The sequence below is a fragment of the Polaromonas sp. genome (genome assembly GCF_030689685.1).
Lineage (GTDB): Bacteria > Pseudomonadota > Gammaproteobacteria > Burkholderiales > Burkholderiaceae_C > Polaromonas.
Genome location: NZ_JAUYEY010000022.1, coordinates 1 through 17,071 on the forward strand (window position 1 = coordinate 1; position 17,071 = coordinate 17,071).

General features: G+C 63.1%; 13 protein-coding genes and 1 pseudogene. 2 read left to right on the forward strand and 12 right to left on the reverse strand.

What is annotated here, in order from left to right:
* Window positions 1-144 precede the first annotated feature (144 nt).
* The 8 genes from Q8O29_RS05720 to Q8O29_RS05755 form a co-directional block, all read right to left on the reverse strand.
* Window positions 145-912, reverse strand: a complete 768-nt coding sequence (locus Q8O29_RS05720; RefSeq protein ID WP_305561095.1) for a type III pantothenate kinase — start codon at window positions 910-912, stop codon at window positions 145-147.
* A gap of 79 nt (window positions 913-991) precedes the next feature.
* Window positions 992-2,434 (reverse strand): amidase, encoded by a 1,443-nt coding sequence (locus Q8O29_RS05725; RefSeq protein ID WP_305561096.1) that lies wholly within the window; start codon window positions 2,432-2,434, stop codon window positions 992-994.
* A gap of 136 nt (window positions 2,435-2,570) precedes the next feature.
* On the reverse strand, window positions 2,571-4,070 hold the full coding sequence (locus tag Q8O29_RS05730) for a M81 family metallopeptidase (protein WP_305561097.1): 1,500 nt from the start codon (window positions 4,068-4,070) through the stop codon (window positions 2,571-2,573).
* On the reverse strand, window positions 4,067-5,719 hold the full coding sequence (locus Q8O29_RS05735) for an ABC transporter ATP-binding protein (protein WP_305561098.1): 1,653 nt from the start codon (window positions 5,717-5,719) through the stop codon (window positions 4,067-4,069). Before Q8O29_RS05735 ends, Q8O29_RS05730 begins: the two co-directional genes overlap by 4 nt.
* Window positions 5,716-6,603 (reverse strand): ABC transporter permease, encoded by an 888-nt coding sequence (locus tag Q8O29_RS05740; protein ID WP_305561099.1) that lies wholly within the window; start codon window positions 6,601-6,603, stop codon window positions 5,716-5,718. The genes Q8O29_RS05735 and Q8O29_RS05740 overlap by 4 nt, the downstream gene beginning before the upstream one ends.
* Window positions 6,603-7,556, reverse strand: coding sequence for an ABC transporter permease (locus Q8O29_RS05745; protein ID WP_305561100.1), 954 nt, complete (start codon window positions 7,554-7,556; stop codon window positions 6,603-6,605). The genes Q8O29_RS05740 and Q8O29_RS05745 overlap by 1 nt, the downstream gene beginning before the upstream one ends.
* 273 nt (window positions 7,557-7,829) lie before the next feature.
* A complete protein-coding gene (locus Q8O29_RS05750; protein WP_305561101.1) occupies window positions 7,830-9,413 on the reverse strand; it encodes an ABC transporter substrate-binding protein in 1,584 nt (527 codons plus the stop codon).
* Between the two features lie 140 nt (window positions 9,414-9,553).
* On the reverse strand, window positions 9,554-10,219 hold the full coding sequence (locus tag Q8O29_RS05755; RefSeq protein WP_305561102.1) for a LuxR family transcriptional regulator: 666 nt from the start codon (window positions 10,217-10,219) through the stop codon (window positions 9,554-9,556).
* Window positions 10,220-10,308: 89 nt separating this feature from the next.
* On the opposite strand from Q8O29_RS05755, the gene Q8O29_RS05760 reads away from it, so the two are divergent.
* Together Q8O29_RS05760 and Q8O29_RS05765 are read left to right on the forward strand one after the other, a co-directional pair.
* On the forward strand, window positions 10,309-11,625 hold the full coding sequence (locus tag Q8O29_RS05760; RefSeq protein WP_305561103.1) for a sensor histidine kinase KdpD: 1,317 nt from the start codon (window positions 10,309-10,311) through the stop codon (window positions 11,623-11,625).
* A gap of 18 nt (window positions 11,626-11,643) precedes the next feature.
* Window positions 11,644-12,621 (forward strand): response regulator, encoded by a 978-nt coding sequence (locus Q8O29_RS05765; RefSeq protein WP_305561104.1) that lies wholly within the window; start codon window positions 11,644-11,646, stop codon window positions 12,619-12,621.
* Here the strand turns inward: Q8O29_RS05765 and cqsA are convergent.
* The 4 genes and pseudogenes from cqsA to Q8O29_RS05785 all read right to left on the reverse strand — a co-directional run.
* On the reverse strand, window positions 12,618-13,874 hold the full coding sequence (gene cqsA, locus Q8O29_RS05770; RefSeq protein WP_305561105.1) for an alpha-hydroxyketone-type quorum-sensing autoinducer synthase: 1,257 nt from the start codon (window positions 13,872-13,874) through the stop codon (window positions 12,618-12,620). The two genes, Q8O29_RS05765 and cqsA, sit on opposite strands and share 4 nt — an antisense overlap.
* A 147-nt stretch (window positions 13,875-14,021) precedes the next feature.
* Window positions 14,022-15,332 carry an acetylornithine deacetylase/succinyl-diaminopimelate desuccinylase family protein gene (locus Q8O29_RS05775; RefSeq protein WP_305561106.1) on the reverse strand — a complete coding sequence of 437 codons (1,311 nt, stop codon included), beginning with the start codon at window positions 15,330-15,332 and terminating at the stop codon, window positions 14,022-14,024.
* A gap of 210 nt (window positions 15,333-15,542) precedes the next feature.
* A complete protein-coding gene (locus Q8O29_RS05780) occupies window positions 15,543-15,953 on the reverse strand; it encodes a rhodanese-like domain-containing protein (RefSeq protein WP_371134162.1) in 411 nt (136 codons plus the stop codon).
* Between the two features lie 3 nt (window positions 15,954-15,956).
* Window positions 15,957-16,664, reverse strand: a pseudogene (locus Q8O29_RS05785) (MBL fold metallo-hydrolase); the annotation flags it as partial.
* Window positions 16,665-17,071 lie beyond the last annotated feature (407 nt).

The window sequence follows — 17,071 nt, forward strand, 5'->3', positions numbered from 1 at the left end:
GGAACGTCGGCTGCAAAGCGGCCGCGACGGTCCATTTTTCACCGGCTTTTTGCCCCATAGCTACGGCTATGGCGCTGCAAACCCGGCAAAAACTGTCCTCGCCGGGGCCACTTTTCGCTTCGACGCCTTCTGCCGCCCAGATTCCTAGACCGGAAACCGCCGCGATGCAATCTCCAGCAGACCATCAAAAATCAGGCCTTCCACCAACTCGAACTTCACCGACATGCTGGGCCCCATCTTCCAACCCGCGCCGCCCGTCATGATGCATTCGGGCGTCTCGCCGCAATGCCGCGTGATGTTCTCCACCATGCGCTGGACGGCGCCGGCAATCGCGAAGGTGCCGCCACTGGTCAGCGCGTCGCTGGTATTGGTGGGAAAGTCTTTCACGTCTCCGGTCGGGACATGCAGACCGGCGGTGCCGGACTCCAGCGCGCGCAGCATGATGCCGTGGCCCGGCAAGATGATGCCGCCAAGAAATTTGCCCGAAGCATCAATGGCCTCGACCGTGACGGCAGTGCCCACCATCACCACCACGCAGGGCTTTTGAATGCCTCGGACCAACAGCCGGTGCCGCGCGCCTATCATCGCCACCCAGCGGTCGGCACCCAGGCGCGCCGGATGGTCATACCCATTGGTCACGCCGGCTTCCTGGGCACTCGGGATGACCCAGCGCGGGGCGACATCCCAAAGTTCCATCTGTTCGATCACGCGGCGCTTGACCGCGTCGCCTGCCACGATGCAGCCGAGGATGCGGGACGGCGCTGGCAGGTTGCACCACTCTTCGTCGGCCAGCTTGTCGATGTTTTCAAGAAACACAGCACCATGGGCCAGCAGCCGAGATCCCGCAACCGGGGTCTCGTACTGGGCCCACTTCAGGCGGGTGTTGCCCACGTCAAGTGCTAAAAAAGTCATGTGACAGGATTATGAACAGGTTCTGGCGCGCGCCACGGGGAGGATTCCCCAAAAGGCCGGAACAGGCAGGCGCGTGCACTCAGTGCGGCATCACCGGCCGCGCAAAGTCCACCGTGCCCGTTCTTGCAGCCTCGTAGGCCCGCGAGGCGCGCAGCACCAGTGCATCACCAAACATCGGCCCGACAAATTGCAGGCCTATCGGTAAACCATCTGCGGTCAGTCCGCAAGGCACGCTGCTGGCGGGCTGCTGGGTCAGGTTGAAGGGGTAGGAGAACGGCGTCCAGCCCAGCATGGCGACCGGGTCCAGGGGGGTGTGCCCGGCCGGCCGCGCCTCGAAGGCTGGCACCGCCACGCTGGGCGTGACCAGCAGGTCAAAGCGCTGCATGAACTGCCGCATCTGCGAACCGAGCGCTCCGCGCTGCAAATGAAGGCGCTGGATGTCGAGCAGGCTGAGCTTCTCGCCCAGCAACGCCTCGGCGCGGAAGTCCGGATCGGTCAAAGCCTGCTGCTCGGGCGACAGTGTGTTCCAGACCGTCCATGCACCGGCAAACCACAGGCCGGTGGTGATGTCCAGCGGGTCTTCAATGCCGGGATCAAGCTGCTCGACATGGGCGCCCAGTTCAGCCAGCAACGCCACCGCTCTGGCCACGGAGCTGGCGACTTCCGCATCCACATGCTGCGCATAACCAAGGGTCGGGGACCAGGCAATGCGCAGTCCGCGTACGCCGCCTTCCAGGCCCTGCAGGTAGTCGCTGGGGTCCGGCGGCAGCGAAGTCCAATCCCGCGCGTCCGGCTTCTTAATCACATTCATCAACAGCGCGGCATCAGACACGCATCGGCTGTGCGGGCCCAGATGGGCGACTGAGCCAAACGGCGACAACGGATAAGCCGGCACCCGGCCAAAACTCGGCTTGAGGCCAAAGTTGCCACAAAATGCCGCCGGGATACGTACCGAGCCAGCGCCATCGGTGCCTATGGCCAGGGGCCCCATGCCGGCGGCCACCGCCGCCGCCGCGCCGCCGGAAGAGCCACCCGGGGTTTTGCTCAGGTCCCAGGGATTGCGTGTGATCCCGCTGCGCGGTGAATTGGTTTCGCCCTTGCAGCCAAATTCCGGCGTGTTGGTTTTGCCAAGCAGCACCGCACCGGCTTCGCGCAGCCGTGCGGTGACAGGTGCATCCACCTCCCAGGGCTGATCGGCGTCCACCGTATCGCTGCCGCGCAGCGTGGGCATTCCGCGCGTGAGGATCAGGTCCTTGATCGACACCGGCACACCATCGAGCTCGCCACACGCCGCGCCGCCCTGGCGAAAGGCCGTCCAGCGGGCCTCGCTGCCCTTGGCGCTCTGCATGGCCGCCTCGTGTGCCACCAGACAGAAGGCGTTGAGGCGCGGGTTGAGCAGGTCGATGCGCGCCAGCACCGCCCGGGTCGCTTCGACCGGCGAGGCCCGACCTGCGCGGTACAACTGTAGCAACTCGGTGGCGGTGCAGTCGGCGAGGTCGGTCAGCGTTGCGGATGGCGTCATCAAATACTCCAGCTAGATCAGACTACTCGCCAACCAACCGTTCGTCCGGAGCTTGTCGAAGGGTCGTCAACTTACGACCAGGCTTCGACAAGCTCAGCCCGAACAGGGTGGTGGCGCTTGAATAAACCGTATTGAATCAGGGTGTGCGCCGGGTAGACGCAGGCAGGTTTTTCCAGGGCAGGTCAGCCGGGTCTGCGGCCATCGGGCCGGCAGCCTTGGCCACAATCACATCGGTTTCGGGGTTGGCGACCAGTGGCGTGAAGTCGGCGCGGAAGTGGTTGGAGCTTTTGACGACGATGATTTTCATCGCTTCGGGTTCAATACCGACCATGCGGAACAGCTCACGGTCCAGCATCTGTATCTGGCCGCTGGCCACCGCCACCAGGATGCCATCCACTTCCAGGCAGGCGCAGGGACCGAGCTGTGCGGTGTGCCCGGTCATCATCCGGCCCTTGAGCGTGACGACCCCGTCGCCGACCGCGCGCACCTTGAACTGGCTGTACACCGGCGGGTCACTGGCTTGGCCGGTAAACGTGGGCACCGCTGTCCCCAGCGTGATCGAAATTATCGCCCCCACCCCTGCAGCGGCAGCGGCCTGTGCGGCTTGCGGATCGAACATCAAGCCCAGGGCAATCTGGCCGGGAAATTTTTTCCCCGCGTCCTGTTGCAGCAGCGCATGCAACAGGCCGGTGGTGTTGCTGTCCCCGCCGGCACCCGGGTTGTCCTGCGTATCGGCAATGACCAGCGGCTTGGAGGTTTGGGCAGCCCGCGCGAGCGATTGCGCCACCGCATCGTGGGCAGACAGGAATTCGAGTTTCCACTGCGTCGGTTCGGCCACCTGGGCATACAGACGGTCCACCGCCTCTGCCGCATGCTCGCCATGGGCCCAGACCATGGGTCCGCACTCATCAAAATCGGACGCCGGAAAAGCCATGCAAAAACTCAGACAGGTGCCGAAATGTTTGTCCAGCTCGGGCAAGGCGTTGTAGAGGGCTGCGGCCGGCTGCAGCCAGGTGCTCTGTGCGTTCAGCGGAATCAGAAACGGCAGGCGCCGGTAGCGCAGCGCCTCCTTTCGACCCAGCTTTATGCGACGCGCCAACAGTTGCGCTGCCAGCTCGCCGGTCGCTGCCATGTCGATGTGGGGGTAGGTCCGGTAGGACACCAAGGCATCGGCCTGCTGCAGCATGCGCTGCGTCACGTTGGCATGCAGGTCCAGGCTGGCAACGATTGGCAGGTCCGGCCCGACCAGCTTGCGGATGCGGGCGATCAGTTCGCCTTCGGTGTCGTCCACATGTTCTGCCACGCCGGCGCCGTGCAGGTCCAGGTAGACCGCGTCAAAACCACCCTTGATCACGTCCGCCATGACGGACGCGCTCATGCGCTCGAACGCATCTTGCGTCACATAGGACGACGGCGAAGCGCCACACCAGCTACTGGGCACAAGCTGCCAGCCTCGGGCTTTTGCGGCATCAATGAAACCGCCTATCGGCAGATTGACGCCAGTGAGCTTGTCGAGCATGGCCTGGCCATGGGCAAAAGCAGGGAAATCATCGCCTCGGTTGAACGCAGCCCAGTCGGCCTTGGTGGGCGCAAAGGTGTTGGTTTCGTGCTGATAGCCGGCGACAAGGATTTTCAAAAGGCAGCTCCGGGGGCGGCGGCCAGCAGTCGGCGCGTGTAGTCATGTTGGGGGTGGGCATACAGATCGGCCGTCGGCCCTTCTTCGACGATTGTCCCCTGGTGCATCACGATAACCCGGTCACACAACTGGGCGGCCACACGCAGGTCATGGGTGATGAAGAGCAGGCCCAGGCCGAGTTCGGCCTGGATCTCGCGCAGCAGGCTCAGGATCTGCGCCTGCACACTGACGTCGAGCGCGCTGACCGCTTCGTCGGCCACCAGCACGCGTGGCCGGCAGGCCAGTGCGCGGGCAATCGCGATGCGCTGGCGCTGACCACCCGAAAACTGGCTGGGGTAACGCTGCAGGCCTTCGACAGGCAACCGAACTTTGTCCATCAATACGACTGCAAGCGCCACCGCTTCATCGCGGGTAGCTCCGAAATTAATAGCGCCCTCAATGATGGAATCGCCGACCTTGCGGCGCGGATTGAGCGAGCGGTTCGGGTCCTGGAACACCACCTGCACCTGGCTGCGCAGGGGCCGGAGCCGGCCTTCGGTGAAACTGGCGACATCGATCAGCGCGCCATCCGCCTGCTTGTCGGGCGGGCTCCACAGCACCTGGCCGCCGGTCGGGTCGATCAGACGGATCAGGCAGCGCGCCAGCGTGGATTTGCCGGACCCGGACTCGCCGACCACACCCACGGTTTCTCCGGCCGACACCGCCACAGACGCGGCTTGCAGCGCATGCGTGAGGCGCTGGCGGCCCAGCCAGTCGCGCGCGACATAGGTCTTGCTAACTTCCAGCCCGCGCAACAGCGGTGCACCTTGAGGGGTGGCGCGCGCTGGCGGTGGCTTCATGCCGGGTACTGCGGCCAGCAGCATTTTTGTGTAGTCAGCCTGGGGGTTGCGCAGAACCTCGTCACGCGTGCCGTACTCGACGGACCGCCCCTGGTGCATCACCAGCACCTCGTCGGCAATGTCGGCCACCACACCCATGTCGTGCGTGATGAACAACACAGCACAGGCCTGCCGGCGACCGCTGGACTGGTCCTCCTGCAACTCCGCAATCAGCTTGAGTATTTCCTTTTGCGTCGTGACATCCAGCGCCGTGGTCGGTTCGTCGCAGATCAGCAGGGCGGGCTGCAAAATCACGGCCATGGCGATCATGATGCGCTGGCGCTGCCCGCCCGAGAGCTGGTGCGGATAGCTGCGCAACATGCGCTCCGGCTCAGGCAATTTAACGCGCTGTACGATGTCGAGAACAGCCTCGCTGCGCCGCTTTGCGTTCCAGTCGGTGTGCTCCCTGAGCAACTCGTCGATCTGGTCGCCGCAGCTCATCACCGGGTTTAGCGCCGTCATCGGCTCCTGGAACACCATGCCCATGGCCTGGCCGCGCAAGGCGCGCAGGTGTTGCGAGTTCGCATTCAGCAGCGATTCACCCTTCAGAAAAATACTGCCGGGTCCGGGTTTGAGCTCACGTGCGAGCAGACCCATCACAGCGGTGGCCATGACCGACTTTCCGGAGCCGGACTCGCCCACAATACACAGCGTTTTGCCTGGACGAATGCTCAGGCTGATGTTGTCGACAGCATAAGTCCTGTCGCTGCCGGGCGGCAGGGCCACATGCAGCTTGTCAATGACAAGGACGGGAGCGACGTCGTTGTTCATGGGCTGCGTTTCGAAAACTTCGGATCGAGCACATCGCGCAGGCCGTCGCCGAGCAGGTTGATCGCCAGCACGGTAGGCACCAGGAACAGCGCAGGAAACAGCACGTTGCCCGGATACTGGGTGAATTGCACCCGGCCCTCGGCCATGATATTGCCCCAGGTCGGGATGTCGGCCGGTAGACCGAGGCCGAGAAAACTCAGGATGGCTTCGGTCAGGACCGCCGATGCCGCGACAAAAGTGCCCTGCACAATCATCGGCGCCATGGCGTTGGGCAGGATGTGCCGCCACAGGATCACCGGGGTCGGGGTCGCCAGCGCGCGGGCGGCCTCCACGAACGGTTCCTCGCGCAGGGTCAGCACCATGGAGCGTACCAGGCGCGTAACGCGCGGAATTTCCGGGATGGCAATGGCCACCACCACGGTCCACAGTTGCGCACCGAGGGCCGCCACCAACGCAATCGCCAGCAGGATCGCCGGGATGGCCATCAGCCCGTCCATGAAACGCATCAGCACCGCATCCACCATGCGAAAGTAACCGGCCAGCATGCCGAGCAGGGCGCCCACGCTGATGGCCACGGTCGCGGTAAACGTCGCCACCAGCAGCGACGTGCGTGTGCCATACAACACGCGGCTGTAAATATCGCGGCCGAAATTGTCGGAGCCCATCCAGAAGGTGTGCGCTACCACGCTGCCGTCCAGCTGCGCAAACTTGCCATGCACCCCCGCCGCGGTGTTGATGTTGGCCGAATCCATGGCCGCCGGGTCGACCGTGCCCAACACGGGGGCCAGCGCGGCCAGCAGCAGCAGCACACCGATCACGCCAGCGCCGAAGCGAAACGCACTGTTGCCCCAGAGCCTTCGCCAGAGCAGTGGACCGGCGCCCATCAGTAACGGATCCTCGGGTCCAGAAACAGGTAACTGACGTCCACCAGCAGGTTGACGCCCACGTAGAGCAAGCTGAAAAACAGCACCAGACCCTGGATCACCGGGAAGTCGCGGTTCAGCACCGCATCGACCGTCAGCGAGCCGAGGCCGGGAATCGAGTACACCGTCTCGGTCACCACCACGCCGCCGATCAGCAGGGCCACACCAATGCCGATCACGGTCACGATGGGAACTGCGGCATTGGCCAGCGCATGACGCATCAGCACCGCCGACTCGGCCAGGCCCTTGGCGCGCGCGGTGCGGATGTAATCCTCAGTCAGCGCCTCGGATACGCTGGCGCGCGTCACGCGGGCGATCAGTGCCACATAAATCATGGCCAGCGTGATCCACGGCAGCACCAGTTGGCGCGCCCAGGCCCAAACGCCCTGTCCGTCGCTGCCGAACAGGCGCCGGTAACCCTGCACCGGAAACCATTCAAGCTGCACGGCAAACACGTAGATCAGCAGGTAGCCAGTGACAAACACCGGGATGGAAAATCCCGCCACCGAAAATACCGAGAGCAGGCGGTCCAGCCAGCCGCCCATGCGCCAGGCGGCAACGGTGCCCAGTGGCACAGCCACCAGCACCGCCAGCACCAGGGTTCCCACCGCCAGGCTCAGCGTGGGCTCCAGCCGCTGCGCAATCAATTCGGTGACCGGTTTGTTCAGGTAAAAGGAATAACCGAGGTCGCCCTGCAACACACCGCTGAACCAGATCCAGAACTGGGCCAGCAGCGGCTTGCTCAGACCCAGGGATGCACGGATTTTTTCAATGTCTTCGTTGGTCGAATTGTTGCCCGCAATCACCGCCGCCGGATCGCCGGGCGTGAGCCGCAGGATCAGGAAGACCACGACAGCTACCACCAGAAGCACCGGGATGGTCGCCAGCAGGCGTTGCAGCAGGAATCTCAGCATGCAGGTTTGCTGCCCGGCGGCATCAGCCGGAAGCCCCCTTCGACAGGCTCAGAGCGAACAATTTCAAGCGACATGCGTGCGGATCCCTTCTCTAAGCCAGCCGGGGCTGCGGAACCGGCTTCGCCGGCCCGCAGGCGCAGCGCCCCCTCGGGGCTGGCGCCTGCGGCTCCAAACCTGCCTGCGCAGGTTTGGACAGGCGGCAGAAGCGAAGCCTCTGGCGAGCGGCGGCCTGCAAGGTGCGGCGACTTACGTGCAGCGACAAGCGTGGGGGCACTAATTCTTCTTGATGTTCCAGTACACCTGCGCGCCGCCGGGCACCAGGCCGGAGATGTTGCTGCGCAGCGCAGCCGGGTTGTTGTATTGGCCCAGATGCACATGCGAGGCGGTTTCAATTGCGCGCAGCTGCAGTTGTTCGGCGAGTTTTTTCTTCTCAGTCTCGGTGCTGGCCTGGGCAAACTTGACTTTCAGGTCCTCAATGACCTTGTCATCCTGCCAGCCAAACCAGCCCTTGTCGCCGGAGGCGTTGAGCATGGCCATGGTCAGCGGATTCTGGATGTCGCCAGCGGTCCAGGCTGTCATGAAGGCGTTCCATCCACCCTTGTCCGGTGCATCCTTCTTGGCGCGGCGTGCCAGCAGCGTGGCCCAGTCGGACTGCTGCATGTCGACCTTGAAGCCGGCGGCTTCGAGCTGCTGTTTGGCCACCAGCGGCAGCTTGGCAATCGAGGCCAGGTCGGTCGGTCGCATCAGCACGATCGGTTCACCCTTGTAACCGGCATCGGCCAGCATCTGTTTAGCCTTGGCCGGATTGGCCATGCCGGTGTAAATGCCGGTGTTGTCGCTGGCGTAAGGCGTGCCGCAGGGAAAGATGCTCTTGCAAAACTTGTACATGCCGGGCGCACCGACCTGGGTTTTCAGGAAGGCCTCCTGGCCCATGGCCACCATGGCCGCCTGACGGATCTTCACGTTGTCGAACGGTGCGTGCAGGTGATTGAAGCGAAAGATGTATTGCAGACCGGCTGGCTGTGCATCGACAATCTGCACATCCTTGGCTGCCTTGAGCGACGCATACTGCTCAAAAGCCGGTTGTTCGATGATGTCCACCTCGCCGGCGATCAGTGCATTGAACTGGGTCTGCGGGTCACGGATGATGATCCACTCGACGCGATCCAGATAAACGTTTTTGCCGCCTGTTGTTCCATTGGGCGCTTCACTGCGCGGCTTGTATTTGTCGTTCTTGACGTAGACCAGTTTTTCACCCGGCTTGTATTCCGCCGTGACAAACTTGTAGGGACCCGAGCCGATGTTTTCCTTGATCTGTTCGCTGCCCGGCGTGGCCGCGATGCGCGCCGGCATGATGAAAGGCACGTTCGACGAGGGTTTGCCAAGCGCCTCGAGCATCACGCCGAAAGGCTGGTTGAACTTGATGACAAAAGTCTTGGCGTTCGGCGTCTCATAACTGGCCAGGCTCTTGGCCATGACGCCGCCAAAACTGTCGCGGCTGGCCCAGCGCTTGAGCGATGCCACCACGTCCTCGCTGGTGACCGGTTTGCCGTCATGGAACTCCAGGCCGTCTCGCAGTGTGAAAGTCCAGACCTTGTTGTCCTTGGACGCACTGTAGGTATCCACCATCTGCGGCTTGACCTTGCCTTCCAGGTCGGTGCCGAACAAGGTGTCGTAAATCATGTAGCCGTGGTTGCGGGTCACAAACGCCGTGGTCCACACCGGGTCCAGGATGGTGATATTGGCGTGCGGGACCACCTTGAGCGTCTTGGCCTGGGCCTGGGCCGCGTGGGGCAGCATCAGCCCCAAAACAAGTGCGAGCGCACCAGTGAGCATGGAGAGGGAGCGTTGTTTCATGACCAAATTTCCTTGACTACAAGAGTTGTGAGGGGCAGGCAGGAACCAGAAAACTGCTTTGTAATGTAACCACAGTTGCGACGCAATATTCAAGCCACCCCAAATACAGCGGGAAAACCAGCAGGCAAAAGCCGGCCGATTCAGATCACGCCCAGCCAGCAAGCGCGCTGAATCGCCGCCATTTTGTTGTCCACCCTGAGTTTGGCCATGGCGTTTGCCAGGTGGTAGGTGACGGTGCGGTCGGCGCAACCCAGGCGCTCGGCGCTCTGTTTGGCCGTCAGGCCCTCGAAAGCCAGTTCCAGGCATTCGCTTTCACGCGGGCTGAGCGGACTGCTGGCGGCGGCCAGGGTGCGCTTGAACAGGGGCCAGATGTTGAGCGCGGACCAGACCAGGGCGGCAGCTTCAGCCCGGTCATGAAACTGGCGCGGGCTGAACATGAAACATTCGAAGGCGCGCCCCGAAGGCAGGGGAAACTCAACCCGCACCACGCTCTGGAAACCGTGGGCCAGCCACAACAGACGCCAGCGGTCGCCGCGAGTGTCCGAATTGCCAATGTGCTGCCAGGCCACCATCGGTGCATCCGACTCCCGCCACGGCGCGCCAAAATCCCGACTGCCTGCCAGCGCAGACGCCGCATCCAGAAAACGGGGTGGATGAACCGCCGCCACCAGCCGGGACTGGCGCTGCCCGAAGGGGTCAGGACCCAGGACAACCACCGCCTCGACTGCATAGTCACGCAGGGCGGAAATCCAGTCCGCTAGCATGCTGTCCAGCGTAATACTGTCAAAGTTGACAGGTGATGGCATATTCGGTTTTTCTCCAGAACTGTGACAATGTGCGAGCGATGTTCCAAGACCTATTCATGACTTCCGGAGTACCTGCCAGGATCAAGCGGATGATTCACGGAGTCTGGCGTCACGCGGGCCTGTCGGGCCGCCTGTCGGCCCGGATCAAGGCCGAACTTCAGGAGCAGATGGTGCTTATTTTGCACCCATCACCCTGGCGGCTGCGCTGGCTGGGACTGTTCACGCTGGTGGGCCACCCGCTGTTTGGCTGGATCTGGGGACACTGGCTGCCCCAGCCCTATGAGCACCCCGGCCTGCGCGCGGTGATGGGCGCCCTGGGCCTGCTGCTGATTTCCGAGAGCATCGCCCATGACCCGTCCAGCAAACTCTCGGCGCGCGTCTTCTCGCTGGTGGCATGGCTGCAGTTGCCGCTGTTTTTCAGCTGGATGTATCTCTGCAACAGCGGCAACATGGTCTGGCTCGCCAGCTTTTGCGCGATGGTGCTGATTTATTACCACTTGACCGACTGGCGGGTTGCCACGCTGGGCACCGTCGGCGGTGTGTTGCTGGCCCAGACGCTGTTTCATTTTTTCGGACCGGCGGTTGTTCCCATGGAGCAGCAGCAGTGGACCATCAATGCGGTGGTGATTGTTTTTTCCTGGTCCAGCGCCCTGCTTCTGGGCCTGTCGTCGGCCAATCTGCGGCGCGAGCAGCTGCAACACACACTGACCACCATGGGAATCATGGCCCACGAATTGCGCACGCCCCTGGCCACCATCTCGCTGATCGGCGACGCGGTGCGCAATGAAAACCAGGGCATCCGGGAGGCAGAAGGCACCCAGCGGCTGGACCAGCTGGTAGTACGGTTGCATGGCCTGGTGCGCAACATGAACCAGCAGATCGACACCCAGATCGCCAACGCCAGCCTGCTCCGCCTGCCGATGCACCGGGAGACCGTGACGGCTGCCGCGCTGCTGCGCAATGTGGTCAAGGACTACCCCTACCGCAACTCGCGCGAACGCGAGAGTGTCACTCTGGTGCTGCGCAAGGATTTTTCGTTCGAGTCGTCCTACCGGCTGTTCGCCCAGGTCATCAACAATCTGCTGAAAAACGCCTTCCGCTCTCTGGCCGCAGTCAGCTCGGCGCCCAAACCCGGCGACCTGCGCATTGAAGTGGGCGTGCTCAACGGCTCCGGGCGCATTGTCATCACCGACCAGGGTGTCGGCATCCCGTCCGAACTGCAAACCCGCATCTTCGAGCCCTTTTTCTCCACCGATCACGGCACCGGCCACGGCCTGGGTCTGGCTTTCTGCCAACAAGTGGTGCAGAGTGCCGGCGGAACCCTACGTGTCAAGTCCGAGCCCGGCCGTGGCGCCATCTTCATCATCGAGCTGGCGCCTGTCCAGCAGGGCCTGTTCAGGCCCTAACCAACCCGTCCACTGTCCATGAGTTTTCCGCTGTTTCACCGCCCCGGTGCCATCGTTTTCCTCGATGATGATCCCGGCTATCTCGAAATGCTGGCCATGGTGTTGCCCCGTCAATGGCACATCAAGCTCTACCTGCGGCCGCAGGCCTGCATCAACCAGCTGCAGCAGGAGCCGCCGCTGTGGGAAGCCGATGCGTGGGCGCAGCAGGAAATCATCGACAACTGGCGTGCAGGCGCTCCGCTGATCCCGCAGATCCTGCAGTACTGGGCCGCGCAGGATCAGCGTTACGACCTGAGCCAGGTTTGCGTCTTTGACTATGCGATGCCCGGCATGGACGGCCTGCAGGCTTTGTCCGAACTCACGGACTGGCCAGGTGGCCGGATACTCCTGACCGGGCAGGCCGACGAACATGTGGCGGTCAGCGCCTTCAACCGGGGACTGATTGACCAGTTCATTGCCAAACAGACGCCCGACATTTCGCAACACCTGATCTCGGTGGTGCAGCGCATGCTGGACCGGCCCCAGTTGCGGCATTCGCAGATCTGGCGCACCGCACTAACGCAACCGCAACATGCCCTGCTGCAGGTGCCCTCGGTGGCGCGGCAACTGACCAGCGTGGCCTCTGACCAGTGGATCGAACATGTGGTGATCGGTCAGCCCTTCGGCATCCTGGGCATGAACGCCGAAGGCCTGGTGAGCTGGCTGCAACTGGAGCCCGCCTCCGGGCTGGCAGAGTTGGCCGAGCTGGCCGAATCTCAGGGAATGGACGCCACCAGCGCAGCCGACATCCGAAACGGCCGCCAACTGGTGGATCTGGAGCTGCAACAAGCCCTGCAAAGACCGGGCCCGCCCAGGATGGCACCCGCCTTTTCCATTGGTCACGAAGGATCCATGCTGGCCGCCATGTTCCCGCTGGAACTTCCTGCCAGCGAGCGGCCATGGACCGGTTACGCCAAGTGGCTCAAGAAGAACGGCCCCCGCAAGGTGCAGGACTAGGCTTGCGCCGCGCGCGCGCGCCGGGCGATCGGCCAGTCCCAGGGCCTGACCAGCGGCGCCACCTCGCGCGCCACCGCCTCTACATGGCCGAGTTCGGCATCTGTCAGTGCCGCATGCAGTGTCAGCCGCACCATGGCACGGTTGCGGCTGGTGGCCGGTGCGCAAAACACCGCGCCGAACACGCCACGTTCTTCCAGGTGGTCGCGCAGCACCATGGTGTCCGGTTCGGTGCCGGCCTCCAGCGAAATGATCTGCTCCGTCCCCTGGTGGATCGGGTAACCCATGTCGGACAGACTGCTGCGCAAGCGCCGGGTGTGGCTTTGCAGGCGGTCCCGCTGTTCATCGCGCTGGCCGATCACCGCCAGCGTCGCACCGAGGCCGGCAATTTCGTGCGGCAACAGGCAGGAGCTGAAGATGTTGGGGAAGCTGGAGCTCAGGATGTAGTAACGCAACTCCGCCGGCGCAGTGAAAAATCCGCCGCGCCCGGCAAAGGCCTTGGCCAGGCTGGCCGTGATGAAGTGAACCCTGTCGGTGAGCCCAAGCGCCGCGCACAGCCCCCTGCCACCGGGGCCGTGGGTTCCCAGCGAATGCGACTCATCCACCACCACCATGCAACCGTGCCGCTCGGCAACGTCCAGCATCTCGCGCAGCGGGCACAAGGCGCCAGTGGTGCTGTAGACCGAATCCACCACCACCACCCCTGATCCGTGGCGCGCCAGCATCCGGTCCAGATGCGCCGGATCATTGTGGCGAAATGCGTGCGCCGGTGCACGCGCCGCGTGGGCACCTTCCCACAGCGAGGTGTGTGCCAGTGTGTCCAGGTACACCGGCGTCTGGGCATCGGCAATCGACTGCAGCAGACCAACATTGGCGGCATAACCGGACTGGCAGACAAAGCCGTCCTCCTTGCCGACCCATGCAGCCAGCGCGTTTTCCAGCACGCGGGCCGGGTGTTCGCCATGCACAAACACGCCCGACTGGATCACGAACTCACGGTCGTGCCGCAAGGCCGCGATCTGGGCGCCAACGATGTGTGGATGGCCGGTCACGCTGAGGTAATCGTTCCCATCGAGCCGTACGGCGTCAGGACCCGGAGGTCGGCCATGCAGGATGAAGCGCCCTCCTACTTGCTGCTCCCAGCGCGGCAGGAATTCGCGGCGTATGCGTTCCCTCAGGTGAGCAGAAAGTGTGGGATTGACCGCAGCTGGTGTAACGGTTGGGAAAGAAGATCGCTCAACAAATTCAAGTTGCATGGTGCTACCTTGTGAAAAAGTAACACCATTGAAGATGAATTCAAAAAATTTGGGGCTGGACCCCTGTCAACATTAACAGGGGTCAGGCGCCAAAATACAAATCAGGCGCCATTTCTTGTCAGAACCAACACCTTTGTATTACCCGGCTCAGGGGGCTCGTGTTCCTTGGGTGAGACTCAAAGCCGCCAACGCCATGATTTTTGCGCTGTCCACCAGTTCCTGAATGCCCACATATTCATCCGGCTGGTGCGCCAGATCGAGGATGCCGGGACCGTAGGCAATACAGGCGTCGAGCTTGGCTGTGCGCACAATATGTTTCTGGTCGTAAGTGCCGGGGCTGGAGATGTAGCTGGCCTCGCGGCCCAGCACGCGGGCAATCGCGCGGGCGGTGGCCAGCACTACCGGCGCATCTTTCGGCGTGGCAGTCGGCACAAAACTCATGATGTCTTTGATGCCGTAGTTGAAGCCCGGCCGGGTGCGCTTGAGTTCTTCGAGCATGGCCACGATTTCGGCCTTCACGGCTTCGAGGTTTTCCTCGGCAATGAAGCGGCGGTCCAGCACCGCCCGGCAAGAGTGCGCGACCACTGGTGAAGGAAGGTCGCCGGTCGGGCGGTTCAAGGCGTCCATGGAGAACAGTTGCTCGACCTGGCCGCCATGCAGGCTGTTGATGTTCAGCGTGCTGACTCGGGCGCCCGGCGGCTCCACCGGCTCAGCCGTGTGACGCTGCGACAGGCGCGGCTGCAATTGCGTTTCCAGCAAGTGAATAAAGGCGCTCATGTGGTTGATGGCGCTGTCGCCCAGAAAAGGCATGGAGCCATGGGCGATGCGACCCAGAGTCTCGACCTCGCCCCACCACACGCCGCGGTGGCCCAGGCAGATGCGGTCTACCCCGAGCGGCTCGGGAATGATCACATGGTGCACGCGGGGTGTGGTGAAGTAGCCGCGCTCGGCGAGGTAGCCCACGCCGGCAAAACCGCCCGACTCCTCATCGACCGTGCCCGAAATTTCCAGTGCGCCGGCAAACGGCAGGCCTTCTTCGAGAATCGCCTCGCAGGCGATCACGCTGGAAGCCAGCCCGCCTTTCATGTCGCAGGTGCCGCGCCCATAGACCTTGCCGTCCCGGATGTCGGCGCCGAAGGGGTCGCTGCTCCAGCCGGAGCCCGCTTCGACCACATCGATGTGGCTGTTGAAGTGCACACACTCCCCGCCGGGCTGGCCTTCGTAACGTGCCACCACATTGATGCGCGGGTGTGAGTCGCGGTCACCCGGCGCGCCCGTGGCACGGATGTATTCGACCGCAAAGCCGCGTTTTGCCAGTCGCTCACCGAGCAGGCGGGCACAGGCCTCGTAAGCGTCGCCGGGCGGGTTGGTCGTGGGGATGCGCACCAGGGCTTGCGTGAGGGCCACCACCTCGTCGCGTTTGGACTCGATGCGTTTGAGCAGGCTGTCGTTGTTCATGCGTTCAGTTTATGTGAACTGTGGCCCCCACGCTCCCCACTTCGTGTGGTTCGCTGCCCCCCGAGGGGGCGCTGCGCCTGCGGGCCGGCGGAGCCGGACCCGCGGCCCCTGCTTGGAGGGAGAGTCCGTGATCGCTCGTTTCATATCGCTTGCCCAGACGCCCCCGATAAACCGCTGCGCTGCGCTGCACTGCTCTGCGACAGCGAGGCTCTAGTGCTGTCGCCACGGCAACCCGCGAAACCGCCAGCCGCCACGTACGCCACGGTGCGCCTCGGCGTCCGGGTCACCTTCAAAGCCTTCAAGAATGTTGTAAGCCTCCAGGCCCAGCTCGGTGGCGCGTTTGGCCGCCGTGATCGAACGCACCCCGCTGCGGCACAACATGACAGCCTTGCCGCTAGCCGGCACGGCGGCCTTCAGGTCTTCGTCGAACTGCGGGTTCATGGCCATGCCAGGCCACTGCTTCCAGGCCAACGCCACCGCACCCGGCACAAAACCGACCCATTCGCGCTCGGCATCGCTGCGCACATCAATCAGCACGGCCTGGCCGGCCTGCCACCACTGGCAGGCCAGCTCGGGCGACACATTGCCTGCATAGGCCTCGGCGGGCTGGACCTGCAGCAAGGTGGCGCCGTCGGCATCCTGGCGGCCGCTGCCCAGACCCGAGTTCTGGTTGGCGGGTAGCGCTTCATCCATGCGCGCGGGTCGCGGCAGTTGGAGCTGCGACATAGTGGCCACAAATTCGGCCAGGCTTTTGCCGGCAATGCGCCCATTGCCAGCCTTCTCTGCGGCAATCGTGGAATGCGTCCGCCCCTGGTAGTCGTGACATGGCCAGACCACGGTGTCATTCGGCAAGGTGAACAACCGTTGCGTGATGCTGTGGTACAGCGCTTCGGCGCTGCCTGATTGAAAGTCGGTACGGCCACAACCATTGATGAGTAGGGTGTCGCCAGTAAAAAGATGCTCGCGCCAGAGATAACTGACGCTGCCGGCGGTGTGGCCCGGCGTATGGATCACCGTGATCTGCTCACTGCCCACCCGCAGCAGATCGCCATCCTTGAGCTGGCGCGCAGCGGTCGCAATGCCACAACCTTCCGGCGCCACCGTCTGCGCCCCCGTGTGCTCGGCCAGTTGCCCCGCGCTGGTGATGTGGTCAGCATGGGCATGGGTTTCCACCGTCCACCGCAGCTTGAGCCCATGCACCCCGAGCACGGCGAGATCGCGCTCAAGTTGCTGATCCACCGGGTCGATGATGAGTGCCTCGCGCGTCACTGGATCAAACAACAAGTAGGTGTAGGTGCTGGAGGCAGGGTCAAAAAGTTGGAGCGGTTTCATGGCAATTCCAGGTTCAGGCAAGGGCGCGCTGGCCGTCGACAAGTGCACAAGCGCAGCGTCGAGTTTAGGCCTGCTGCACGCGTTCAAACGCACCGGCTGACAGCGCCCGTCTTTGCAATCGCCAGGGGCAGTTATATGCTCCTTTTTTTATAGCTGCTAACCCATATCCAATATGGGCTAGAGGTCGAACAGACTAAAAGTTCGAGCTGTTGCAAGAGCGCCGCATCGCGCTTGGTGAACACCATGAACTGCAACTCCAGAATCTTGACGAAAAGCTGACAGTCGCGGCTCAAATATCGCACTGATAAACAGTTTCACCCCAATTGGGTGCAATCATCGGCGCCTCGTTGGTAAAAACCCTCTTTCATGCGGGGCGCCAATCGCAAAAGATAGCTCGCTAACTTTCA